Below are 22459 nucleotides of genomic sequence, written 5' to 3' on the forward strand. Positions count from 1 at the left end.
CGATCCGGGAGGAACGGCTAGTTCTTGCAGTAGAGGTCGTAGAGGGTCGTGCCCTCGTCGGCCTGGGAGATCTCGGCGACGCGCTCCTCGATGCCGGGGATCGCTGCGGCCTCCTCCTGCGTCACGGCGCACGGCTGCACGCTCACGGCCGCGTCGTCACCGGAGTCCTTGACGGCGGGGGCATCGCCTGCGGCGATCGCGTCGAGGATCTCGAACGCGTACGCCGCGTAGCCCTCGAGGAAGTACATGACGCTGCCTGCGAGGTTCGGGTCGACGTTGTCGCCCGTGATCAGGCCGCCGTCCTGACCCCAGCCCATGATGTTCGCGTCGCGGCCGAGCTGTGTCGCCGCCTGCAGGGCGCCGACGACCGCCTGGTCGTTGAGTCCGACGACGAGGATGTTCTCGGCATCCGGATGTGCGGCGAAGACGCCGGGGGCGTTCTGCAGCGAGGTGGTGAGGTTGCCGTCTGCCTCGTACGCGACGTACGCGTCTTCGGGGATGTCGGGGCAGACCTCGCCGATGGCGGTCGCGGCGTTGCCGGTGCGCCAGGTGTCGATCTGTCCGGCTGCGGTGCCCTGCGCCGAGATGACCAGGTCGACGTCGCAGTCCCACTCGCTCTTGGCGAGCTCGCCGAGAGCTGTGCCGCCCTCGGTGCCGGCTGCAGCGTTGTCGATGCCGACGAAGTACCAGCCCTCCTGAGCGATGTCGAACGTGATCACCGGGATGTCGGCGTCCTTGTACTTCTTCGCGATGACCGGGTTCGCCTCGGGTCGTCCGTTGAACATCATCACGGCGTCGACGCCCTGCTGCACGAAGAGGTCGGCGTTCTTCACGGCCGTGGCCTCGTCGCCGTCGTTGCTGAGCTCGACGTACTTCCAGCCGCGCTGCTCGGCGAGTGCCTGGGCGACGTCGCCCTGGTAGTCCTGCCAGTCGGCGTCGGCCTGGCCGCCGACGGCGAATCCGAGGGTGAAGGTGTCGTCGTCTCCGCCTGAGCCTGAGCCGCCGGATGCCTGATCGGCGCAGCCGACCATCGCGATGCCGGCGACGAGTGCGACGCTCGCGCCCAGAAGGCGCAGGGCGGTGCGGGATGAGTTATGCGTCATTGCAGTGCTCCTCTTGAATGGATGTGTTCGGGTGGTGCGGTGTTCGGGTCGTGCGGGTGGTGAAGTCTGGTCTCGTCAGCTGACGAGTGTCTCGGTGTCTTCCGGGGTGGGCACGTCTGCGGGGATCGCCCCGGTGATGAGGCCCACGATGTCCTGCGCGGTGACGTCGGCGATGTCGCGCACGGCGACCGAGCGCCCGAGGCGCATCACGGTCACGCGATCGGCGACCGTGTGCAGCTGCTGCATGTTGTGGCTGACGAGGATCACGCTGACGCCGTGCTCGCGCAGACGACCGATCAGGTCGAGCACCTGCTGCGACTCGCGCACGCCGAGAGCGGCGGTGGGCTCGTCGAGGATCACGATGCTGCGGCCCCAGAGCAGGGCGCGAGCGATCGCCAGGCACTGGCGCTGTCCGCCCGACATGCCCTTGACCGAGACGTTGACCGACTGGATGCCGACGCCGAGCTCGGCGAGCACCTCGCGGGACCGTGCGCGCATGCCGCGATCGTTGACGATGTTCAGCGCCTTGAGGATCGGGTTGGTCGACAGCTCCTCGCGGCCGAGGTACACGTTCTGCACGGCCGACATCGTGTCGACGAGGGCGAGGTCCTGGTAGACGGTCTCGATCCCTGCGGCGAGGGCGTCGGTCGGGCGGCGGAAGTCGACGGCTGCGCCTTCGACCTCGATCGTGCCGCCGTCGGGGATCACGGCGCCGGAGAGCACCTTCAGCAGGGTCGACTTGCCAGCGCCGTTGTCGCCCACGAGGCCCATGACCTCGCCACGGCGCAGGGTGAGCGAGGCGTCGGCGAGAGCGGTGACCGCGCCGTAACGGCGAGAGATGTTGCGAGCGTGGAGAGCCAAGTCCTGGTCAGCGGCGAGTGCCATGATCAACCTCATTGTCGAAGGGCCGAAGCGTTACTTTAAACGTTTCAGGTGTTTAAAACGTTTCAGACTCTACAACCGGATCTTCGGATCAGGCAAGGACTTTTCTCGCCGGAACATGGTCGAATCGCGCACTTTGCAGAAGTCGCATCCCGGAAACTGCAAAGTGCGCGACTCGAAAGGGCAGATGCAAGGACGCCCTAGTAAATCCCAGGATGCCGAAGTACTATCGTCATAGTGCCAACGACGGCATGAAGGGACATCGCACAATGACTCGTACCATTCCCCATTTCGTAGGCGGATCGCATCTCACCCCCGAAGGCGGCCGCTTCGCCGACGTGTTCGATCCGAGCACCGGATCCGTGCAGGCGCGGGTTCCGCTGGCCTCGGCGGAAGACGTGGGCCGCGTGATCGCGAACGCAGAGGCCGCGCAGGTCGAGTGGGCCGCGACCAATCCCCAGAAGCGCGCTCGGGTGCTGCTGCGGTTCCTCGATCTGGTGCAGCGCGAGATGACCTCTCTTGCCGAGCTCCTCGCGAGCGAGCACGGCAAGACCGTCGACGACGCGAAGGGCGACATCCAGCGCGGTCTCGAGGTCATCGAGTTCTCAGCCGGAGCCCCGCATCTGCTGAAGGGCGAGTACTCCACCGGAGCCGGTGCGGGCATCGACGTCTACTCGATGCGGCAGCCGCTGGGAGTGGTCGCCGCGATCACCCCGTTCAACTTCCCCGCGATGATCCCGCTCTGGAAGGCAGGCCCCGCTCTCGCGGCGGGCAACGCCGTGGTGCTCAAGCCCAGTGAGCGCGACCCCTCGGTCCCCGTGCGCATCGCCGAGCTGTTCCTCGAGGCGGGCCTCCCCGCCGGCGTCCTCAACGTCGTGCACGGAGACAAAGAGGCCGTCGATGCGCTGCTGACCGATGACCGCATCCGAGCCGTCGGCTTCGTCGGCTCGACCCCGATCGCCGAGTACATCTACTCGACGGCGGCCGCCCAAGGCAAGCGCGCGCAGTGCTTCGGCGGTGCCAAGAACCACATGATCGTGATGCCCGACGCCGACCTCGATCAGGCCGTCGACGCTCTCATCGGCTCGGGCTACGGCTCGGCGGGCGAGCGCTGCATGGCGATCTCGGTCGCGGTGCCGGTAGGGCAGGAGACGGCGGATGCTCTCGCCGCCAAGCTCGCCGAGCGCGTGGCGCAGCTGCGGGTCGGCCCGTCGCTCGCGGCCGACGTCGACTACGGGCCGCTCGTCACGCGCGCGGCGGTGGAGCGCGTCGAGGGCTACATCCAGCAGGGCATCGACGAGGGAGCGACCCTCCTCGCCGACGGGCGCGGGTTCTCGGTGCCGGGGCATGAGCAGGGCTTCTACCTCGGACCGACGCTGTTCGACCACGTCACGACCGACATGGCGATCTATCGGGAGGAGATCTTCGGCCCGGTGCTCGTGATCGCGCGCGCCGCCGACTACGAAGAGGCGCTGCGCATGGCATCCGAGCACGAGTACGGCAACGGCGTCGCGATCTTCACGCGCGACGGGGATGCAGCCCGCGACTTCGCCGCCCGGGTCGAGGTCGGGATGGTCGGAGTGAACGTGCCGATCCCCGTGCCGATCGCGTACTACACGTTCGGCGGCTGGAAGCGCAGCGGATTCGGCGACCTGAACCAGCACGGTGCAGACGCGTTCCGCTTCTACACGAAGACCAAGACGGTCACGAGCCGCTGGCCGTCCGCGGGGATCCGCGAGGGTGCCAGCTTCGTGATCCCCACCATGCACTGATCCGCCGCGACATCCCACAAGGAACCACGATGACCATGACCACCGTCACCACCACCGCCGAAGAACGCGAGGCCATCCTCGACGCGGTCCGGGAGTTCGCCGACACCGAGCTCGCTCCGTTCGCCGCCGAGCGCGACGAGAAGCACATCTTCCCCCGGGAGTCGCTCGGCAAGGCAGGGGAACTCGGGCTCGGTGGCATCTACGTGCGCGAGGACTTCGGCGGCACCGGCCTCAGCCGCTCCGACACGGTCGCGATCTTCGAGGAGCTCGCCAAAGGCGACCCGGCGGTCGCCGCCTACATCTCGATCCACAACATGGTCGTCTGGATGATCGACACCTACGGCGATGACGCTCAGCGTGGCGAGTGGCTGCCGAAGCTCACCGCCATGGCGGAGTTCGGCGGCTACTGCCTCACCGAGCCGGGAGTCGGATCCGATGCTGCGAACGTCGCCACGAGCGCGGTGCGAGACGGTGACGACTATCTGCTGACCGGCGTCAAGCAGTTCATCTCGGGCGCCGGTGAGGCCGCGGTCTACGTGGTGATGGCCCGCACCGGCGAGCCGGGTGCCCGCGGCATCAGCGCCTTCCTCGTCCCGGGTGACGCCGAGGGGCTCAGCTTCGGCGCCCCCGAGAAGAAGATGGGCTGGCACGCCCAGCCCACCCGTCAGGTCATCCTCGACGGCGTCCGCGTTCCGGCATCCGGCATGCTCGGCGACGAGGGTCGCGGTTTCGCGATCGCGATGTCGGCGCTCAACGGCGGTCGCCTCAACATCGCCGCCTGCTCGTTGGGCGGCGCCCAGTGGGCACTCGACCGTGCGGTGCAGTACGTGCACGAGCGCGTGGCGTTCGGTGAGCCCCTCGCCGAGAAGCAGTCGATCCTCTTCGCGATCGCCGACATGCGCACCGACCTGCAGGCCGCGCGTCTCATGGTCCGCGACGGAGCGCTGGCGGTCGACGAACATGCTCCGGATGCCACGATGCGCTGCGCGATGGCCAAGCGCTTCGCGACGGATGCCGGCTTCGACGTCGCCAACCGCGCGCTGCAGCTGCACGGCGGCTACGGATATCTGCAGGACTACGGCATCGAGAGGGTCGTGCGTGACCTCCGGGTGCACCAGATCCTCGAGGGCACGAACGAGATCATGCGCCTGATCGTCGGTCGCGAGATGCTGCGACCCGCGGGATCCGCCTCCATGCGGAGCGGCGGAGACCGGATGCGGAGCGCATCATGACCGAGGCGTCGAAGGCGCGGATCGCGTTCCTCGGCCTCGGCCACATGGGGCTGCCGATGGCGAAGAATCTGGTCGCGGCCGGTCATGAGGTGCACGGGTTCGATCTGGTACCTGCGGCGATAGATGCGGCGCTGGCCGTCGGCATCCCGATCGCTGCGAGCGGGGCGGATGCCGTCGCCGACGCCGACGTCGTCATCACGATGTTCCCCGCGGGCAGGCACGTGATCGACGCCTACCGCACCGAGCTGCTCGCCGCCGCGCGTCCGGACACCCTGTTCATCGAGTCGTCGACGATCGCGGTCGACGAGGCTCGCGCGGCCCATGCCCTCGCCCTCGCGGCCGGGCACCGCAACATCGACGCCCCGGTCTCGGGCGGAGTCGTCGGCGCCGAGAACGGCACGCTCGCCTTCATGGTCGGCGGCTCCGACGAGGACTTCGCCGCAGCTCTCCCCGTGCTCGAGATCATGGGAAAGCGCATCGTGCACTGCGGTGGGCCGGGGCTCGGGCAAGCGGCGAAGGTCTGCAACAACATGGTGCTGGCGGTCTCGCAGATCGCCGTGGCCGAGGCGTTCGTGCTCGGAGAGCGGCTCGGACTCGAGCATCAGGCGCTGTTCGACGTCGTGTCGCAGGCATCCGGTCAGTGCTGGTCGATCACGACGAACTGCCCGGTGCCGGGACCGGTGCCGACGAGCCCCGCGAACCGCGACTACCAGCCGGGATTCGCCGGTGCCCTGATGGCCAAGGACCTGGGTCTCGCGCTGCAGGCGATCGAGCAGACGTCGACCGACGCGAAGATGGGGCGCCTCGCGCAGCAGCTCTACGCCGAGTTCGCCGCGGGCGACGGGGCCACCAGGGACTTCTCGGGCATCATCACCGACATCCGCGACGGTCGTGTGTGACGATCGTTCCATCGGGTTTCGAATCGCGCACTTTGCAGTGATTCAGACCTCTGATGTGCAAAGTGCGCGATTCGAAACGGGAGAGGGAACCCTTCATGACCGAGTACGAGACGATCCTGGTCGAGCAGCGCGGACGCGTCGGATGGATCACGCTCAATCGACCGCAGGCGTTGAACGCCCTGAACAGCCGGCTCGCCGAGGAGGTCACCGCTGCGGCACTGGCGTTCGACCTCGATGACGGCGTCGGCGCGATCGTCGTCACCGGGTCCGAGAAGGCGTTCGCCGCCGGTGCCGACATCAAGGAGATGGAGGGCATGTCGGCCTCCGAGATGCTCGAGACCGACCACTTCGGCGTGTGGCACGAGTTCGCCGCGGTGCGCACGCCCGTGATCGCCGCCGTCTCGGGCTTCGCGCTCGGGGGAGGATGCGAGCTCGCGATGATGTGCGACATCATCCTCGCTGCCGACACCGCGAAGTTCGGTCAGCCCGAGATCAACCTCGGCGTGATCCCGGGCATGGGCGGTACCCAGCGTCTGATTCGTGCGGTCGGCTACTACAAGGCCGCAGAGCTCGTGCTGTCGGGCCGGTTCATGGGCGCCGAGGAGGCCGAGCGCTCAGGCCTCGTGTCACGGGTCGTGCCGGCATCCGACCTGCTCGCCGAAGCCACGACTCTCGCCGAGACGATCGCCTCGAAGTCGCTGCCGTCGGTGTTCGCCGCGAAGGCCGCGCTCGACGCGGCGATGGAGATGACCCTCGCCGACGGCCTGGCCCACGAGAAGAAGGCGTTCGCCGCGCTGTTCGACACCGAAGACCAGAAGGAGGGCATGTCGGCCTTCCGGGAGAAGCGTGCGCCCGACTTCCAGAACCGCTGACCTCCGCTCCAGAACTCCGGAGGAACGGCCCAGTGCGGGTGCGCAGGTGACTGCGGCGCGTCCGGGTCGACCGAATCTCCGGAGTTGTGGGGCAGTGCGCGCCGAGCTGCCGTGCACAACTCAGCACAGAAGCCGCAGAGCCCGCCCGTCGGTGCCGAATCGGAGCGCAGCGCCCCGCTTCCTGCTGAATTGTGAACGCGCGTCGGGCGGCTCAGCCGCGCAGCGCTTCGACGATCTTCTCGACGCGGCTATCGCGGGTCGCGTCCTGCTTGGCCTCGGCGACCGTGCGGGCATGCTCCTTGCGCACCGAATACGACAGGGCGTCGAAGGCGGCGCGCAGAGCGGGGTCCGCATCGAGCGCCGTCGCGAGTGCGGGCGGGATCTCGACCTCCCGCTCGGCGGCGTCCACCCGGATGACCGCGTCGACCTCCTGGTCGATCTCGACTCCCAGGTCGGCCCGCACGGCCTTGCTGAAGCCGATCATGTTCTGCCCGCCCATGCGGGCGAGACGCAGCCGGGCGGTGCGTCCGTCGATCGTGACGGCGACGGGGAAGGCCTTGCCGGCACCGAACGAGGCGACCTGCTCGTCGGTGAGGATGATGGCGGCGGCGGGGCCCCGACCTTCGAGGGTGGTGTGCAGGCGCAGTTCGCTCATGCGGGCAGTGTACGCCCGCGCCCCTCGGCCTCGATCGCCAGCCGATCGTTGCGCTCTTCGATCAGCCGCCGCATGTACGCGCCCAGGACGAGACGGTCGACCACTCGTCCGATCGGGCCGAACGGAGAGTGGAATCGGATCGTGTCACGCATCAGCGTGCCCTGCGGATGCTCCTCGAACACGTGCTCGTGCCAGAAGGATCCGAAGGGCCCCGAGATCTGCCGGTCGCGGAACCCGCGCGGTGGGTCGACGTCGTACACGATCGACCGCAGACGGAACGGGATGCCGAAGTGCCGCGCCCTCCACGTCACGGTCGTTCCCTCGCTGAACGTACCGCCGGCCGGGGCCTCGACCATCGTCTCGCCGTATCGCTCCATCGACCGCAGGTGCAGCCCGGGGTCGAGGGCGACGGCGAAGACGCGCTCGGGAGTGGCGGCGACCACTCGCTCGAGCACGAACTCGACCATGTCAGAGCGCGTCCGGCTGCGGCCGCGGGTCGCTGAAGTCGCCGGCGGCCTTGCGCATCCGCGCGACGATCGCGACGAGCTCGGCGGCGTCGGCCTTGCTGATCCCCGGGTCGGCGAAGACGTCGTCGTTCAGCGCGACGGTCGCACGGTCGACGAGTTCGCGACCGGCCTCGGTGAGCGCGAGCAGGGCTGCGCGTCCGTCGTGCGGGTGAGGTTCGCGCACGATCAGCCCGTCGCGCACCAGTCGCTCGGCGGTGCTCGTGACGGTCGTCGCATGCACCTGCAGTCGGGCCACGACGCTCGACAGCGGCAGGCGTCCGGACCGGCTGAACGCCAGCAGTCGCAGCATCTCGTAGCGGGCGAAGCTGAGCGCGAAGGGCTTCAGCGCCGCATCCACTCTCGCGAGCAGCAACTGCTGCGCCCTCATGACGGAGGTGACCACGGTCATGCCGTCGGCGGCATCGGTCCACCCGTGCGCGAGCCACTGCCGCTTCGCCTCGGCGAGCGGATCCACGGGCAGAGGGCGGGGTCGGACCACGGTTCTACGGTAGGGCATCCGCTCGCACGAGCGGGGAGGCGGTGCGGGACGGCCTCCTGGTTCTCAGTCGCTGCTCGGATGGGACTCAGTATCAACGCGCTAGAATCGACGCAGTCGTGAGGAGCAATCGATGAAGATCTTCGTCCTGGTCAAAGAGGTGCCGGACACCTATGGCGATCGCAAGCTGGACCTCGAGACCGGACTCGCCGACCGCGGCGCCGGTGACGTGGTTCTCGATGAGATCACCGAGCGGGCCCTCGAGGTCGCGCTGAGCCACGCCGACAAGAACGAGGGCACCGAGGTGGTCGCGCTCGCGATGGCCCCCGGCGGCTCGACGGCGTCGGTGCGACGGGCGCTCGCGATCGGGGCGGGCTCTGCCGTGCACATCGCCGACGAGCAGCTCGCCGGAGCCGACCTCGGGCTCACCGCCGAGACGCTGGCCGCGGCGATCCGCCGTGCCGAGCCCGATCTCGTCATCACCGGCAACCTGTCGACCGACGGCTCGGGCGGCGTCATGGCGGCCATGCTCGCCGAGCACCTCGGCTGGGCCCAGGCGACCGCGCTCACGAGCGTCGAGATCACGCCGGAGGGCATCTCGGGAACCCGAGGGGCGGATGCGGGAGCGCAGCCGGTCTCGGCATCCCTTCCCGCTGTCATCTCGATCACGGAGGCGCTTCCGGATGCGCGCTTCCCGAACTTCAAGGGCATCATGGCGGCCAAGAAGAAGCCTCTCGAAGTGCTCACCCTCGAAGACCTGGGTGTCTCTGCCGACCCTGCGGCGGCGCCGCGCACGATCATGACCGCGGTGGCCGAGAAGCCGCCGCGTGCGGCGGGCGTGAAGATCGTCGACGAGGGCGATGCCGCCGAGAAGCTGGTGGAGTACCTCGTGCAGAACAGGCTGGTGTGACATGACCTATCCCGAGAACCCGATCCTCGTCCTGGTCGACCTCGACCCTGCCGGAAACCCCGCCAGCAGCACCGCCGCCCTGATCGGCGCCGCGTCGACCATCGGTGCGCCCGTCGCACTGGTCGTCGGGGGTTCTGCGGAGGCCTCCGCGAAGGTCGCCGAAGCCGGAGCATCCGTCGTGCTCACGGCCGACGCCGACGAGGCGACCCTCACGGTGCCGATCGTCGACGCCCTGCAGGCCGCTTTCGAGCAGGTCCGCCCGGATGCCGTGCTGATCTCGAACTCCATCTCCGGCCGCGACGTCGCCGGCCGTCTCGCGGTGCGCGAAAAGCTCGCTCTGTCGGTCGACGCCGTCGGCGTCTCGCGCGATGACGAGGGCGTCGTCGCGCACCACTCGGTCTACGGCGGCGCCTACCTCGTCGATTCGGCGCCCACCTACGGCGCCGCGGTCATCACGGTGCGTCAGGGAGCCGTCGACGCGCGCGCAGAGGCCGTGACCTCGCCGACCGTCGAAGCGCTGGACGTCGAAGCATCCGGTGCCGCGAGCGCCACCGTCGGCGCGGTCGAAGCCGTCGAGGCCACCTCGTCGCGCCCCGAGCTGCGCGGAGCGACCCGAGTCGTCTCGGGCGGCCGAGGTCTCGCGTCGAAGGAGAAGTTCGTGCTCGTCGAGGAGCTGGCGGATGCTCTCGGCGCCGCCGTCGGCGCATCGCGCGCCGCTGTCGACGCGGGCTACATCCCGCAGTCGCACCAGGTCGGGCAGACCGGTGTCTCGGTGTCGCCGCAGCTGTACATCGCACTCGGCATCTCGGGGGCGATCCAGCACCGGGCCGGCATGCAGACCGCGAAGAACATCGTCGCGATCAACAAGGACGGCGAGGCGCCGATCTTCGACGTCGCCGACTTCGGCATCGTGGGAGACCTGTTCACGGTCGTCCCGCAGGTGATCGCGGCTCTCGAGGCGCGGAAGAAGTAGACATGGCGACGCGGATACTGAGGCGCGGGCTGCCGCGTGTGCGCGGTGGCGAGCCGTGGCCCCCCGGGGCCGCGGTCGATGATGCCGAGAGCGATTCGTCTCCGTCGGCTCCGCCGTCTTCGCTCGAGGAGCGTGAGACGGCGTCTCCGGTCGTCGAATCGGCTGTCGCCTCCCCGGTCGTCGAGTCGGCTGTCGCCTCCCCGGTCGTTGAGAGCGCCGCTCCCTCCCCGGTCGTTGAGCGAGGAGCGCAGCGACGAGACGAAACGCGCCACGTTGCGAGCGCGGCCGTCACGGCGTCATCCGTGCGTCGCGGTCTTCCGCGCACGTCGGGAGGAGAGCCCTGGCCTTCCGCGGGTGTGACGCCTGCGGGTGCGGATGGCGTTTCGACTCGGTCGGCTTCGTCGTTCTCGCTCAACGAGCAGGAGAACGCATCCGCCGTCGCTGCGGCTGTCGCCTCCCCGGTCCTCGAGCAGTCGGCGTCCCCCTCGGTGTCGGGATCCTCGACCGGTGAGCCCGCGACCTCGGCCTCTGTCGCTTCGGCTGCCGAGCCGACGGCCGGCCAGGCCGTCGAGCAGACCGGATCCGTGCGCCGCGGCCTGCCGCGAATCGCGGGCGGAGATCCGTGGCCGCCGGCCGGCACCGTTCCGCAGCTCGCCGTCTCGACGGGCTCCGCGACCGCGACCGCGACCGAGGACGTTGCCCCGGTCGTCGTGGCACCGTCTGCCGAGCCTGCTGCCGGAGAGGTCGCCGCGTCCGCTCCGGCCACCGCTCCCTCCACGGGCTTGGCCCCGGCCGCCGAGCCGGCGTCCGCATCCTTCGCCCTCGGCGATCCCTCGATCCCGCTGCCCGCCCCGCGCACGGTGTGGAACGGCAGCGCTCCCCGTCGCATCACCGCGGCCGCTCCGGCATCCGCTCGCCCTCGCCCTCCGTGGACGCAGGCGATCGCCGGTCTGCTCGGCGCCGCTGCCCTCGGCATCCTGGCTGCGGCCGCTGTGGCATTCGTCCGGGCGCTGTTGAGCTTCCCGTTCATGCAGGACTTCCTCGCGGCGTTCCCCGGCGAGTACGCACCCGCCGTCGCCGTCGAACCCGGGTTCGCGCCCTGGGTCAACTGGGCGCACTTCTTCAACGTGTTCCTGATGGTGCTGATCATCCGGTCGGGACTCCGCATCCGCAGCGAGAAGCGCCCCACCGCGTTCTGGACCCCTCGGGGCGACCCCAAGGGCAAGGTCAGTCTGACGATCTGGTTCCACCAGGCGCTCGACATCCTGTGGCTCGTGAACGGCGTGATCTTCGTGGTGCTGCTGTTCGTGACCGGGCACTGGGTGCGCATCGTGCCGACGAGCTGGGAGGTCATCCCCAACGCGCTGTCCGCGGCACTCCAGTACATCTCGTTCGACTGGCCGACCGAGCACGGCTGGGTGAATTACAACAGCCTGCAGCAGCTCGCCTACTTCGTGACCGTGTTCATCGCCGCCCCGCTCGCTGCCGCGACCGGCTTCCGCATGTCTGGCATGTGGCCGAAGAAGGCCGAACGCCTGTCGAAGGCGTACCCGATCGAGTGGGCCCGCGCGCTGCACTTCCCGGTCATGATCTACTTCGTGGTGTTCATCATCGGGCACGTCGCCCTGGTGTTCCTCACCGGATTCCTGCGCAACCTCAACCACATGTACGCCTCGTCCGATGCCGTCGGCTGGACCGGGTTCTGGGTGTTCGTGGCATCCCTCGTGGTCATCGCCCTCGGCTGGGTCGCGGCCCGGCCGCTCGTGATCGCGCCGATCGCCAAGCTGTTCGGCACCGTCTCCGGGCGCTGACCCGTTCGCGATTCCGCACGGATCTCTCCCGGACCCAGCGAAACGGCCCCCTGCCTGTGGCAGGGGGCCGTTTCATGCGGAGTCGTGAACGCGAGGTTCACGAGGCGCCGGTTCAGCGGACGAAGCGGACCTCGGTCAGCGTCTCGCCGAGGAACGGCTCGGTGTGGCTGGCGCCGTCGAGCTCGAACCCGTTGCGCGTGTAGAAGCGGTGGGCGCGGGGGTTGTCGTCCGCGACCCAGAGATAGAGGGACTCGTCCTTCTCGACCGCGGCGTCGAACAGCTTCTGGCCGATGCCGGTCGAGTGGTACGCGTCGAGCAGGTAGATGAAGTACAGCTCGCGGAACGCGGGAGCATCCTTGTCGCGGGCGGGACCGGAGCCGACGAAGCCGACGATCTCTCCGTCGACGAGCGCCGCGCGCATCGTGAACTCGGGGCCCTGAGAGGCCCAGTGCGTCCACAGCTCGGCCATGCGCCGAGGCGAGACCTTCTCGAGCGCTGCCTTGCTGATCAGGTGGTCGTAGGTCTCGTGCCAGCACTGCGCGTGCACGCGACCCAGGGCTTCCGCATCCACATCACGGACCGGACGGACGATGACTTCAGGCTGGGCTTCGGCGCTCATATCGTGACTCTACGCGCGGCCTCCGGGATCAGGAAATCGAGCGGAAGCGTTCCCACAGCACCGATATGCCGGTGGAGGGTTCGCACAACGATGTTCGCGATCCGTTCGTCGATGGCTACGATCAGTCCTCGTGAACGTGATCTGGCGCACTCTCCTCGTGATCCTCTCCGCCCGCCGCCGAGTGCGCCGAGGCAAGACGCTCGACGCCGCCTCCGTCAGCAGCATCAGGCTGACGACGCTCCCCACCGACATCGACATCCTGCGCCACATGAACAACGGTCGATACCTGTCGCTGTTCGACCTCGGCCGCTGGGACCTGCTGATCCGCACGGGGCTGTTCGACGCGATGAACGAGCACGGCTGGTACGCCGTGGTGTCGAGCGAGACCGTGACCTTCCGCAAGTCTCTGCAGCTCTGGCAGCGGTTCGAGGTGCAGTCGCGGTTCATCGGACACGACGACAAGGCCGTGTTCCTCGAGCACCGGGCCGTCGTCCACGGTGAGATCTACGCACGGGTGATCGTGCGCTCGCGGATGCTGCGCCGCACCGGAGGCACGGTGAGCAACGAAGAGCTGTTCGCCGCCGTCGGCAAGCCGGAGGGCGTGCCCGAGATCGACCCGTGGGTGCACGACTGGGCGGCGGCATCCGCTCTTCCTCCCGTGCGCAGCTCGGCGCCGAGCGTGTGGAACTGACGCCGTGAACGATCCGTGGGGTCTCGAGACGCGTGCGCCGGGGGCGACTCTGCTGGTCGGATGCGGCAAGCTCGGTGCTCGGCTCGGGCAGCGGCTGCAGGCGCAGGGGTCGCCGGTGACGGCCATGCGTCGCCATGCGGGCGATCTGCCGTTCCCGACCATCGAGGCCGATCTGTCGCGTCCGCTCGACCGCGCGCTGCCCGCCTTCGACTCCGTCGTCATCACGCTGCCGCCGAGCACCGAGGGCGACTCGATCTACCCGCCGGCACTCCGCGGACTCGCGGATGCGCTGCCGGCGATGCCGTCGCGGGTCGTCTTCGTGTCGTCGACCCGGGTGTTCGAGGGACGACCCGGTGAGACACCGCTGACCGAGCGCGACGCCCCTGCCGTGTCGAGCGAGCGGGGCGGCGACCTGCTCGAGGGCGAGCACCTGGCGATGGAGCTGTTCGGTGCGCGCATCGTGCGCCCGGCCGGCATCTACGGGCCCGGGCGCGACTACCTGATCCGCCGTGTGCGCGAGGGTGCGCCGGTCGATCACACCCGCCGCACGAACCGCATCCACGAGACCGATCTCGTGCGCCTGCTCGAGGCCATGCTGCGTGCCGACTCCGCGCCACCGCTGATCCACGCCGTCGACACCGAGCCGGTGCTGCTCGGAGACGTGGCCGCGCACATCACCGCACGGCTCGGGGTCGAGGCGCTGCCGCACGTCGAGCCCGAGGTCGGCGGCGGGACGGTTCTCGACGGGCACCTGCTGCGGGAGTTCCTGGGTGAGCTGGAGTACCCGACCTTCCGCACCGGGTACGACGAGATGATCGCCGCGCTCTGAGCGCCCGTCGCTCAAGGGCAGGCACGCCTCTCAGTCCTAGGCTGAGATCATGGCCGACCCGACGCCCTCCACGGATCCCGAATCCGCCTCTCTCGCGGACCGTGCGGTCGAGCTCGCCCGCCGCTGGGTGATCGAGGCCGCGGCCGCCGACGTCGACCCGGCAGCCGAGCGGCTGGCCGGAGTGCTGCAGGATGCCAACGGCCTGCCGTTCACGCTGGGATTCGTCGACGGCGTCATGCGCCCCGAGAGTCTGGGGGCCGCGGCATCCCAGCTGCACCGTATCGCGCCGATCGTGCCCGACTTCCTGCCCTGGTACCTGCGCTCTGCCGTCCGCCTCGGTGGCGGGGTCGCGCAGATCCTGCCGAGCCCGGTGGTTCCCATCGCCCGTCGGGTGCTGCGCGACATGGTCGGCCACCTGGTCGTCGATGCCCGCCCCGCGAAGCTCGGACCGGCCATCGCCAAGATCCGCGAATCCGGCGCGCGACTCAACCTCAACCTGCTCGGCGAGGCAGTGCTCGGCGAAGCCGAGGCGCAGCGGCGGCTCGACGGCATCCATGATCTGATCCGTCGACCGGACGTCGACTACGTCTCGGTCAAGGTGTCGGCCATCATCAGCCACATCTCCATGTGGGCGTTCGACGAGGTCGTCGATGCCGTGGTCGAGCGGCTGCTGCCGCTGTATCTGACCGCCGCCTCCGACCGCACCTTCATCAACCTCGACATGGAGGAGTATCGCGACCTCGACCTGACGATCGCGGTGTTCACTCGCATCCTCGAGGACCCGCGACTGCAGGGGCTCGAAGCGGGCATCGTGTTGCAGGCCTACCTCCCCGACGCCTTGCCTGCACTGCAAGAGCTCACCGCGTGGGCGCGGGAGCGCGTCGACCATGGTGGCGCCCCGATCAAGGTGCGTCTCGTCAAGGGCGCCAACCTGGCGATGGAACGCGTCGAGGCGCATATGCACGGGTGGGAGCAGGCGACCTACGACACCAAGCTCGACACCGACGCGAACTACCTGCGCTGCCTCGACTGGGCGCTGCGCCCCGAGAACATCATGGCGGTGCACCTGGGCATCGCGGGGCACAACCTGTTCGGCATCGCGTATGCGTGGCTGCTCGCGGGGGAGCGCGGTCTGCGCGACTTCTCGGCCGCAGGCAGCGGATCAGGGCAACCGCCGATCGAGTTCGAGATGCTGCTCGGCATGGCGCAGGGCCAGGTGCAGGCCGTCTCGCGTGAGGTCGGCGAGGTGCTGCTCTATGTGCCCGTCGTGAAGCCCGACGAGTTCGACGTGGCTATCAGCTATCTGGTGCGTCGGCTCGAAGAGAACGCGTCGCACGACAACTTCCTCTCCGCGGCGTTCCGGCTCGGGGACGACGAGTCTCTGTTCGTGCGCGAGCGCGACCGCTTTCTCGATGCCCTCGACCGCTCGACCTCGCCGACCCTGCAGGTCGGCGCGCTCCGCACCCAGGATCGTCAAGCCCCCGTGCATGAGTCGGTGCGCCCGGCGCCCGTGGACGTCGCTCCCGAAGAGGAGCTGACGAAGGCCGTGCTCGGCATCTCGCGAGGGTCGGATGACTCGGGCGGGCCGTTCCTCGAGACCGCGGTCTACGCCCCGCGCGAGCTCGATGAGGGCACCGGCGGCGCCCCCGGCTTCACGAACACCCCCGACAGCGACCCATCACTTCCGGTCAACCGCGAGTGGGCACGCGAGATCCACGCACGGATCGCCGACTCGACCCTCGGGGTGGCGACGATCGAGTCCGCCCGCATCGACGACACGGCGGTGCTCGAGAGCACGATCGCCGGAGTGCAGGATGCCGGAGCCCAGTGGGGAGCGCGCCCTGCTGCAGAGCGCGCCGAGGTGCTGCTCCGGGTCGCCGCCGCACTCGAAGGTCGACGCGGAGAGCTCATCGAGGTCGCCGCCTCCGAGACCGGCAAGGTCTTCGCCGAGGCCGACGTCGAGGTCAGTGAGGCCGTCGACTTCGCCCGTTACTACGCCGCCAAGGCGCGAGAGCTGGATGCCGTCGCCGGCGCCTCGTTCGAACCGGCGCGCGTGACCGTCGTCGCGCCGCCGTGGAACTTCCCCCTCGCGATCCCCGCCGGGGGAGTGCTCGCCGCGCTCGCCGCGGGATCCGGAGTCGTCTTCAAGCCCGCCCCTCAGTCCCGACGGTGCGCCGCCGTGATCGCCGAGACGCTGTGGGAGGTCGGCGTGCCGCGCGATGTGCTCGCGCTCGTCGACATCGAGGAGGGCGACCTCGGCCGGTCTCTGATCGCACACGAGTCGGTCGACCGCGTCATCCTCACCGGCGCCTGGGAGACGGCCGCCCTCTTCCGCTCATGGCGGCCGGATCTGCCGCTGCTCGCCGAGACCAGCGGCAAGAACGCGATCATCATCACCGCATCCGCCGACCTCGACCTCGCCGTCGCCGACCTGGTGCGCAGTGCGTTCGGGCATGCGGGGCAGAAGTGCTCCGCCGCGTCCTTGGCGATCCTCGTCGGCCCGGTCGGTCGCTCCAAGCGCTTCGCCCGTCAACTCGCCGACGCCACACGCTCGCTGCACGTCGGCTGGCCCACCGACCCGCTCGCCGAGGTCGGGCCCGTGATCGAGCGGCCGCAGGGCAAGCTCGCCTGGGCGCTCACCGAGCTGCAGGGCGAGGAGCAGTGGCTCATCGAACCCGCCGTGTCGGCCGACGATCCGAGCGGACGGCTGTGGCGACCCGGCATCCGCGTCGGAGTGCAACCGGGGTCGCGCTTCCACACCGAGGAGTTCTTCGGGCCGGTGCTCGGGATCATGCATGCGCCGACACTCGAGAGCGCGATCGAGATGCAGAGCGCCGTCGCCTACGGGCTGACCGCCGGGCTGCACACGCAGGATCCGGCCGAGCTCGAGCTGTGGCTCGACCGCGTGCAGGCTGGCAACCTCTACGTCAACCGCGGTATCACCGGCGCGATCGTGCAGCGCCAGCCGTTCGGCGGTTGGAAGCGCTCGTCGGTCGGCCCCGGCACCAAGGCCGGCGGACCGAACTATCTGATCGGGCTCGGATCCTGGCGTTCGAGCGGATCCGGTCCCGTGTCGAGCACGCTGCACCTGCGCGGCCTCGACTCCCGGATCACCGAGCTGATCGAGTCGGCGCAGCCCTCTCTCGACTACGAGGCCTTCGAATGGCTGCGGCGCTCGGCGCTGTCGGACGCGCTCGCGTGGGACCGCGAGTTCGGGCAGGTGCGCGACGTCTCGCACCTCGGCGTCGAACGCAACCTCTTCCGCTATCGTCCGGTGCCCGTCGCGATCAGGGCCACCGCGGATGCCGGATGGCAGGAGCTGCTGCGCGTCGTCGTCGCGGCGGTGCGCGCAGGCGCCGGCTTCGTGCTGTCGACGCCCGTCGGACTGCCGTCCGAGGTGCGCCGCGCGCTCGGCACCCTCGGGGCGGTCGTCTACATGGAGAGCGACGACGAATGGATCGAGCGGATGCGACGGCGCGAGGGCGCGTCGGGCGACGTGTTCGCGTCGTCGGAGGATGCTCCTCGGCCGAGCCGCGTGCGGCTCGTCGGCTCGCGTGACGCGGTATCGGCGCTGCACCGGGCGCTGGCCGTGGCGGTCGACGGCGACCCGGACCTCGCGGTGTACGACGGCGAGGTCACCTCGGCCGGTCGCGTCGAGCTGCTGCCATTCGTGCACGAGCAGGCGATCGCGATCACCGCACACCGCTACGGCAACCCCGACGACTGGAGCGCCTCGGTCATCTGAGCGCTGCGAGTCCGGCATCGCTCTCCATGTAAAGAATTCTTGACACGACGGATGCCGCGGGCATACTCTCGTGTAAAGAATCTTTTACATGGGAGGCATCATGGTCTACGAAGAGCGCAACGCCTGGTCGGGTCTGCTCGTCGGTGCCGTCGTGATCACCGCGTACGTCGTGATCGTGCTGCAGCAGGCCGCCGGGCGACCGGTGACCGAAGTCGACTGGCTGCCGCCGATGCTGTGGACGATCGGGATCGGCATCGTGGCCACGATCGTGATCAGCATCGTCTGGGGGATCATCGCCGGCGCGAAGGACCCGGACGGCGTCGGCAGGTCCGACGTGCGAGACCGCGACATCACTCGCATGGGCGCCCGTGTCGAGCAGGCCTTCGTCGTGATCGCGGGGCTCGGGGTGATCGCCCTGTGCGCGGTGAACGCCGACGTCTTCTGGATCGCGAACACGATGTTCGCAGGCTTCGCCGTCTCCGCCATGGTCGGCAGCATCGCGCGAGTCGTCGCCTACCGCCGGGGGCTCGTCTGATGGTCAAGCCCACCCTCGTCTCCAACCGCATCCGCGCCCATCGTGAGGGGGCAGGGCTCACTCAGGCCGAGCTCGCGCGCAGCATCGGCGTGACCCGACAGACGCTCATCGCGATCGAGCAGGAGAAGTACTCCCCGTCGCTCGAGCTCGCCTTCCAGATCGCCCGCGCGTTCGGCGTCGGGCTCGACGACCTGTTCCACTACCCCGAGCCTTCGACGAAGGATGCCTGAGATGACCGAGACGATGCCCGCCTGGGTGCGGGAGACCTATGGCTCCGCCGACGGGTTCCGGCGCGAGCAGATCCCGATGCCCGTGCCGCGCCGCGGCGAGGTGGTGCTGCGCGTCGAGGCGACGTCGCTCAACGCGGGTGACGTGCGGCTGATGCTGGGCGATCCTCTGCTGGTGCGTCCCGTCTTCGGGCTCACCCGTCCCAAGCACCCGGTGCGAGGAATGGAGGTCGCCGGCACCGTCGTCGCCGTCGGGCCGAACGCGATCGGCGCCGAGCTCGGAGAGCGGGTCGTCGGCGAGCTCGTGGGCGGTGGCGGCCTCGCATCCCACGTCGCGGTGCCCGCCGATCGGCTCGTGCCGATCCCTCCCGATGTCACCTCTGTGACCGCGGCCTGCCTGCCCGTCGCTGCGGGCACGGCCTGGCAGGCGCTCGACCGAGCCGGGATCGGCACCCACTCGGAGTCGCGCCTCGAGAGACACCGCTCCGAGCATGCGGTCCCGCGCGTGCTCGTCATCGGCGCCTCCGGGGGAGTCGGCACGTTCGCGGTGCAGCTCGCGGCGTTGCGGGGAGCGGAGGTCTGGGCGACGTGCGGAGAGCGCAACTCCCGCCTTGTCGAGCACCTCGGCGCCGTGCGCACGCTCGATCACCGTCGCTCGCCCCTGTCGGCACTGCCCGCCGGCCACTTCGACGCGGTGATCGACATCGCCGGGGGAACGGGGCTGCGCGACCTGCAGCGGCTGGTCGTCGCCGGGGGAGCCGTGGTGCTCGTGACGGGAGACGGCGGGCACGTGCTGGGTCCCATCCCGCGGATGCTGAAGGCGGCGTTCCTGTCGTTCGGGTCGAGCCGTCGCATCCGCCCGCTCGCGGCGACGCCGCGCACCGAGATCCTCGCGAAGCTGCTCGAGCTGACCGCTGAGGGGCGGATCACTCCGGTGGTCCAGCGCGAGTACGGCTTCGACCGTGCATCCTCGGCCCTCGCCCACCTCGAGGCCGGGCATACGGTCGGCAAGGTCGTCGTCCACGGCGCATGACAGGTGGGGCCCGCGCTCCGGCGGCGCGCTCTGGCGGCGTTCAGGGGGCGGGTGACAGAATGGATGCTGGCGTGCTCGAGTCGCATCTTCCCCGGGCGCCGGCTCTCACCGAGCGGCGCGGGTCGAAGGACCGCCGGGCCCCTGGACAGCGTCCGCCGCATCCGTTCGAGGAGCCCCATGTCTGTCGAAACCACTGCGTCGACGTCCGAGACCGCCACTCCGGTGCGCACAGCCCATCACCGTCACTACCTGATGTGCAAGCCGTCGCACTTCACGGTGAACTACTCGATCAACCCGTGGATGGAGCCGACCAAGCCGACCGACACCGCGCGGGCCGTCGAGCAGTGGCAGAAGCTGCACGACCTGTACCTCGAACTCGGTCACGAGGTCGAGCTGATCGAGCCTCTCGCCGGATACCCCGACATGGTCTACACGGCGAACGGCGGGTTCCTGATCGACGGCCGCGCCTATGTGCCGAAGTTCCGCTTCGTCGAGCGTCAGGGCGAGGCCCCGGCCTTCGCCGACTGGTTCCGCGGCGCGGGCTACGACACGGTGATCCCCGAAGAGGTCAACGAGGGCGAGGGCGACTTCCTGCTCGTGGGCGATGTGATCCTCGCCGGCACCGGCTTCCGCTCGACGGGTGACAGCCACCGCGAGGTCGGAGAGGTCTTCGGCCGCGAGGTCGTCTCGCTCAACCTGGTCGACCCGCGTTTCTACCACCTCGACACCGCCATCGCGGTGCTCGATCCGGTGCAGGGCGTCGAGAACGGCGGACCCGAGCGCGCGAACATCGCGTACCTCCCCGGTGCGTTCGACGACGCGAGCCGCGCGATTCTCGAGGAGCGCTTCCCCGACGCGATCCTCGTGTCGGATGAAGACGGCTCGGTCTTCGGACTCAACTCGGCGAGCGACGGGTACAACGTGGTCATCTCGCCGCGTGCCCTCGGGTTCGAGAAGCAGCTGCGCGAGCGCGGGTACAACCCGATCATGATCGACCTGTCCGAGCTCCTGCTCGGCGGCGGCGGCATCAAGTGCTGCACCCTCGAACTGCGCGGTGAGGCATGACCGCCGTCGAGCCGGGCGTCGAGGTCACGGCCGAGCCGCATGTCGCCCACAACTACCACCCGCTGCCGGTCAACATCGCGCGTGGTGACGGCGCCTGGGTGACCGATGTCGAGGGCAAGCGCTACCTCGACCTTCTCGCCGCCTACTCGGCGGTGAACTTCGGGCACAGGCATCCCGCGCTCGTGGCCGCGCTCACCGAGCAGCTCGGTCGCGTGACCCTGACGAGCCGCGCGTTCATGAGCGACCGACTCGAACCGTTCGCCGCGGCGCTCGCGTCGCTCTCGGGCAAAGACATGGTGCTGCCGATGAACACCGGAGCCGAGGCTGTCGAGACGGGCATCAAGGTCGCTCGCGCCTGGGGGTACCGGGTCAAGGGCATCGCCGAGGGCAAGGCGCGCATCATCGTCGCCGCCGGCAACTTCCACGGGCGCACCACCACGATCGTCAGCTTCAGCGACGACGAGCAGGCGCGGGCGGACTTCGGTCCGTACACCCCCGGCTTCGACGTCGTCCCCTATGGGGATGCGGATGCCGTCGCCGCGGCGATCACCGACGACACCGCCGCCGTGCTGATCGAACCCATCCAGGGCGAGGGCGGAGTGGTGATCCCGCCGGAGGGGTACCTGCGCCGCATCCGCGAGATCTGCGACGAGAGGAACGTGCTGTTCATCGCCGACGAGATCCAGTCGGGTCTCGGCCGCGTGGGTGAGACGTTCGCCTGCGATCGCGAGGGTGTCGTGCCCGATCTGTATCTGCTGGGCAAGGCGCTCGGCGGCGGGATCCTCCCCGTCTCCGCCGTGGTGGGGAACACCGATGTGCTCGGTGTCATCCGTCCCGGAGAGCACGGGTCGACCTTCGGTGGCAATCCGCTGGCCGCGGCCGTCGGACTCCGCGTCGTCGAGATGCTCGAGTCGGGGGAGTTCCAGGAGCGGGCCCGTGCGCTCGGCGCGCATCTCGCCGCCGGCCTCGAGCCGCTGATCGGTCACGGTGTCACCGAGGTGCGCATCGCAGGCCTCTGGGCGGGAGTCGACATCGACCCCGCCAAGGGCACCGGGCGCGAGATCGCCGAGAAGCTCCTGGTCCGTGGAGTGCTCGTCAAGGACACCCACGGGCAGACCATCCGCATCGCTCCGCCGCTGGTCATCCGGGCGACGGAACTCGACTGGGCGGTCGAGCAGCTGAAGCTGGTTCTCGGGGCCTGACCCCCTGTCCGCCGGGCGACACGCCCGGCGGACAGCCCGGATTTGCCGGAACCCCGGAACCCACGTAACTTATTACTTGTTCGCCCCACAGGGAAGCGGAGAGGCCGAGAGCCTTACCCCCCTCAAGCGGAGAACCACCTCCACTCGATCATCTCCTCGGAGAAGATCGCAGACACACTTCTGTCTGACCTGGAGCTTCCACTTCGGAGAAACGGTCGATTTGACAGCGACTCCGGAACGGATAAGCTAGTGAAGTTGCCTCGGCGGCCTTGAGCCCCGAGCTGCAGATCTGGTTCTGAGCCTCACGGCGTGTCGATTTGACAGGCTGAAAAGCACAGATAAGATAGAGAAGTTGCCCTTCGGGCCTGGTTGTGATGACTGGGTCGTGGGAGCATCCGATCC

Annotated in this window: 21 protein-coding genes; 15 read left to right on the top strand and 6 right to left on the bottom strand. The window is 69.2% G+C overall.

Translation table 11 applies throughout. The features are described 5' to 3' along the window. Nucleotides 1-17 precede the first annotated feature (17 nt). Together ASF80_RS18465 and ASF80_RS18470 are read right to left on the bottom strand one after the other, a co-directional pair. Nucleotides 18-1103 carry a sugar ABC transporter substrate-binding protein gene (locus tag ASF80_RS18465; RefSeq protein WP_056313961.1) on the bottom strand — a complete coding sequence of 362 codons (1086 nt, stop codon included), beginning with the start codon at nt 1101-1103 and terminating at the stop codon, nt 18-20. A gap of 75 nt (nt 1104-1178) precedes the next feature. After that, nucleotides 1179-1988, bottom strand: coding sequence for an ATP-binding cassette domain-containing protein (locus tag ASF80_RS18470; protein ID WP_056313963.1), 810 nt, complete (start codon nt 1986-1988; stop codon nt 1179-1181). Between the two features lie 266 nt (nt 1989-2254). Here ASF80_RS18470 and ASF80_RS18475 point away from each other — a divergent pair, with 266 nt between their 5' ends. The 4 genes from ASF80_RS18475 (at nt 2255) to ASF80_RS18490 (ending at nt 6760) form a co-directional block, all read left to right on the top strand. After that, the gene (locus ASF80_RS18475) at nt 2255-3757 is read left to right on the top strand and encodes a CoA-acylating methylmalonate-semialdehyde dehydrogenase (protein ID WP_056313965.1); all 1503 of its coding nucleotides are present in this window, start codon (nt 2255-2257) and stop codon (nt 3755-3757) included. A gap of 29 nt (nt 3758-3786) precedes the next feature. After that, entirely contained in the window at nt 3787-4989 is a 1203-nt protein-coding gene (locus ASF80_RS18480) for an acyl-CoA dehydrogenase family protein (RefSeq protein WP_056313967.1), read from the top strand. Beyond that, nucleotides 4986-5888 carry a 3-hydroxyisobutyrate dehydrogenase gene (gene mmsB / locus ASF80_RS18485; RefSeq protein WP_056313969.1) on the top strand — a complete coding sequence of 301 codons (903 nt, stop codon included), beginning with the start codon at nt 4986-4988 and terminating at the stop codon, nt 5886-5888. Before ASF80_RS18480 ends, mmsB begins: the two co-directional genes overlap by 4 nt. A gap of 95 nt (nt 5889-5983) precedes the next feature. After that, nucleotides 5984-6760: an enoyl-CoA hydratase-related protein gene (locus ASF80_RS18490; RefSeq protein WP_056313971.1), complete on the top strand. Its 777-nt coding sequence runs from the start codon at nt 5984-5986 to the stop codon at nt 6758-6760. Between the two features lie 211 nt (nt 6761-6971). Here ASF80_RS18490 and ASF80_RS18495 read toward each other — a convergent pair whose 3' ends face one another. The 3 genes from ASF80_RS18495 to ASF80_RS18505 are packed head-to-tail and all read right to left on the bottom strand — an operon-like array spanning nt 6972 to nt 8420. Next, nucleotides 6972-7415: a YdeI/OmpD-associated family protein gene (locus ASF80_RS18495; RefSeq protein ID WP_056313973.1), complete on the bottom strand. Its 444-nt coding sequence runs from the start codon at nt 7413-7415 to the stop codon at nt 6972-6974. Beyond that, complete coding sequence (locus ASF80_RS18500) at nt 7412-7882, bottom strand: SRPBCC family protein (RefSeq protein WP_056313975.1); 471 nt, start codon at nt 7880-7882, stop codon at nt 7412-7414. Before ASF80_RS18500 ends, ASF80_RS18495 begins: the two co-directional genes overlap by 4 nt. A 1-nt stretch (nt 7883) precedes the next feature. Beyond that, complete coding sequence (locus ASF80_RS18505) at nt 7884-8420, bottom strand: MarR family winged helix-turn-helix transcriptional regulator (protein ID WP_082488483.1); 537 nt, start codon at nt 8418-8420, stop codon at nt 7884-7886. 130 nt (nt 8421-8550) lie between these two features. Between ASF80_RS18505 and ASF80_RS18510 the strand changes: the two genes are divergently transcribed. The 3 genes from ASF80_RS18510 to ASF80_RS18520 are packed head-to-tail and all read left to right on the top strand — an operon-like array spanning nt 8551 to nt 12111. Further along, the gene (locus ASF80_RS18510) at nt 8551-9327 is read left to right on the top strand and encodes an electron transfer flavoprotein subunit beta/FixA family protein (RefSeq protein WP_056313979.1); all 777 of its coding nucleotides are present in this window, start codon (nt 8551-8553) and stop codon (nt 9325-9327) included. Between the two features lies 1 nt (nt 9328). Continuing rightward, nucleotides 9329-10300: an electron transfer flavoprotein subunit alpha/FixB family protein gene (locus tag ASF80_RS18515; RefSeq protein WP_056313981.1), complete on the top strand. Its 972-nt coding sequence runs from the start codon at nt 9329-9331 to the stop codon at nt 10298-10300. A 2-nt stretch (nt 10301-10302) separates the two neighbouring features. Beyond that, nucleotides 10303-12111 carry a cytochrome b/b6 domain-containing protein gene (locus ASF80_RS18520; protein WP_056313982.1) on the top strand — a complete coding sequence of 603 codons (1809 nt, stop codon included), beginning with the start codon at nt 10303-10305 and terminating at the stop codon, nt 12109-12111. A gap of 112 nt (nt 12112-12223) precedes the next feature. On the opposite strand, the gene ASF80_RS18525 is transcribed toward ASF80_RS18520, so the two are convergent. Beyond that, nucleotides 12224-12730 (bottom strand): GNAT family N-acetyltransferase, encoded by a 507-nt coding sequence (locus ASF80_RS18525; RefSeq protein WP_056313985.1) that lies wholly within the window; start codon nt 12728-12730, stop codon nt 12224-12226. A 130-nt stretch (nt 12731-12860) separates the two neighbouring features. Between ASF80_RS18525 and ASF80_RS18530 the strand changes: the two genes are divergently transcribed. The 8 genes from ASF80_RS18530 to rocD all read left to right on the top strand — a co-directional run bounded on the left by ASF80_RS18530 (nt 12861) and on the right by rocD (nt 22057). Continuing rightward, entirely contained in the window at nt 12861-13421 is a 561-nt protein-coding gene (locus tag ASF80_RS18530; RefSeq protein WP_056313987.1) for an acyl-CoA thioesterase, read from the top strand. Nucleotides 13422-13425: 4 nt separating this feature from the next. Further along, a complete protein-coding gene (locus ASF80_RS18535) occupies nt 13426-14250 on the top strand; it encodes a hypothetical protein (RefSeq protein ID WP_056313990.1) in 825 nt (274 codons plus the stop codon). A 49-nt stretch (nt 14251-14299) separates the two neighbouring features. Continuing rightward, on the top strand, nt 14300-17995 hold the full coding sequence (locus ASF80_RS18540) for a proline dehydrogenase family protein (protein WP_056313993.1): 3696 nt from the start codon (nt 14300-14302) through the stop codon (nt 17993-17995). Nucleotides 17996-18083: 88 nt separating this feature from the next. Beyond that, entirely contained in the window at nt 18084-18530 is a 447-nt protein-coding gene (locus ASF80_RS18545) for a hypothetical protein (protein WP_235560060.1), read from the top strand. Continuing rightward, a complete protein-coding gene (locus ASF80_RS18550) occupies nt 18530-18760 on the top strand; it encodes a helix-turn-helix transcriptional regulator (protein WP_056313994.1) in 231 nt (76 codons plus the stop codon). The genes ASF80_RS18545 and ASF80_RS18550 overlap by 1 nt, the downstream gene beginning before the upstream one ends. Nucleotide 18761: 1 nt before the next feature. Then, nucleotides 18762-19790 (top strand): NAD(P)-dependent alcohol dehydrogenase, encoded by a 1029-nt coding sequence (locus ASF80_RS18555; RefSeq protein WP_056313997.1) that lies wholly within the window; start codon nt 18762-18764, stop codon nt 19788-19790. 177 nt (nt 19791-19967) lie between these two features. After that, on the top strand, nt 19968-20855 hold the full coding sequence (ddaH, locus tag ASF80_RS18560) for a dimethylargininase (protein ID WP_056313999.1): 888 nt from the start codon (nt 19968-19970) through the stop codon (nt 20853-20855). Then, nucleotides 20852-22057: an ornithine--oxo-acid transaminase gene (rocD, locus tag ASF80_RS18565; RefSeq protein ID WP_056314002.1), complete on the top strand. Its 1206-nt coding sequence runs from the start codon at nt 20852-20854 to the stop codon at nt 22055-22057. The genes ddaH and rocD overlap by 4 nt, the downstream gene beginning before the upstream one ends. Nucleotides 22058-22459: the final 402 nt, after the last annotated feature.

Origin of the sequence: Microbacterium sp. Leaf159 (assembly GCF_001423615.1) — a bacterium.
Lineage (GTDB): Bacteria > Actinomycetota > Actinomycetes > Actinomycetales > Microbacteriaceae > Microbacterium.

Bases quoted from the DNA above. Each gene is read 5' to 3' on its own strand.
- ASF80_RS18465 (WP_056313961.1), bottom strand. From the start codon at position 1,103: ATGACGCATAACTCATCCCGCACCGCCCTGCGCCTTCTGGGCGCGAGC.
- ASF80_RS18470 (WP_056313963.1), bottom strand. From the start codon at position 1,988: ATGGCACTCGCCGCTGACCAGGACTTGGCTCTCCACGCTCGCAACATC.
- ASF80_RS18475 (WP_056313965.1), top strand. From the start codon at position 2,255: ATGACTCGTACCATTCCCCATTTCGTAGGCGGATCGCATCTCACCCCC.
- ASF80_RS18480 (WP_056313967.1), top strand. From the start codon at position 3,787: ATGACCATGACCACCGTCACCACCACCGCCGAAGAACGCGAGGCCATC.
- mmsB (WP_056313969.1), top strand. From the start codon at position 4,986: ATGACCGAGGCGTCGAAGGCGCGGATCGCGTTCCTCGGCCTCGGCCAC.
- ASF80_RS18490 (WP_056313971.1), top strand. From the start codon at position 5,984: ATGACCGAGTACGAGACGATCCTGGTCGAGCAGCGCGGACGCGTCGGA.
- ASF80_RS18495 (WP_056313973.1), bottom strand. From the start codon at position 7,415: ATGAGCGAACTGCGCCTGCACACCACCCTCGAAGGTCGGGGCCCCGCC.
- ASF80_RS18500 (WP_056313975.1), bottom strand. From the start codon at position 7,882: ATGGTCGAGTTCGTGCTCGAGCGAGTGGTCGCCGCCACTCCCGAGCGC.
- ASF80_RS18510 (WP_056313979.1), top strand. From the start codon at position 8,551: ATGAAGATCTTCGTCCTGGTCAAAGAGGTGCCGGACACCTATGGCGAT.
- ASF80_RS18515 (WP_056313981.1), top strand. From the start codon at position 9,329: ATGACCTATCCCGAGAACCCGATCCTCGTCCTGGTCGACCTCGACCCT.
- ASF80_RS18520 (WP_056313982.1), top strand. From the start codon at position 10,303: ATGGCGACGCGGATACTGAGGCGCGGGCTGCCGCGTGTGCGCGGTGGC.
- ASF80_RS18525 (WP_056313985.1), bottom strand. From the start codon at position 12,730: ATGAGCGCCGAAGCCCAGCCTGAAGTCATCGTCCGTCCGGTCCGTGAT.
- ASF80_RS18540 (WP_056313993.1), top strand. From the start codon at position 14,300: ATGGCCGACCCGACGCCCTCCACGGATCCCGAATCCGCCTCTCTCGCG.
- ASF80_RS18545 (WP_235560060.1), top strand. From the start codon at position 18,084: ATGGGAGGCATCATGGTCTACGAAGAGCGCAACGCCTGGTCGGGTCTG.
- ASF80_RS18550 (WP_056313994.1), top strand. From the start codon at position 18,530: ATGGTCAAGCCCACCCTCGTCTCCAACCGCATCCGCGCCCATCGTGAG.
- ASF80_RS18555 (WP_056313997.1), top strand. From the start codon at position 18,762: ATGACCGAGACGATGCCCGCCTGGGTGCGGGAGACCTATGGCTCCGCC.
- ddaH (WP_056313999.1), top strand. From the start codon at position 19,968: ATGTCTGTCGAAACCACTGCGTCGACGTCCGAGACCGCCACTCCGGTG.
- rocD (WP_056314002.1), top strand. From the start codon at position 20,852: ATGACCGCCGTCGAGCCGGGCGTCGAGGTCACGGCCGAGCCGCATGTC.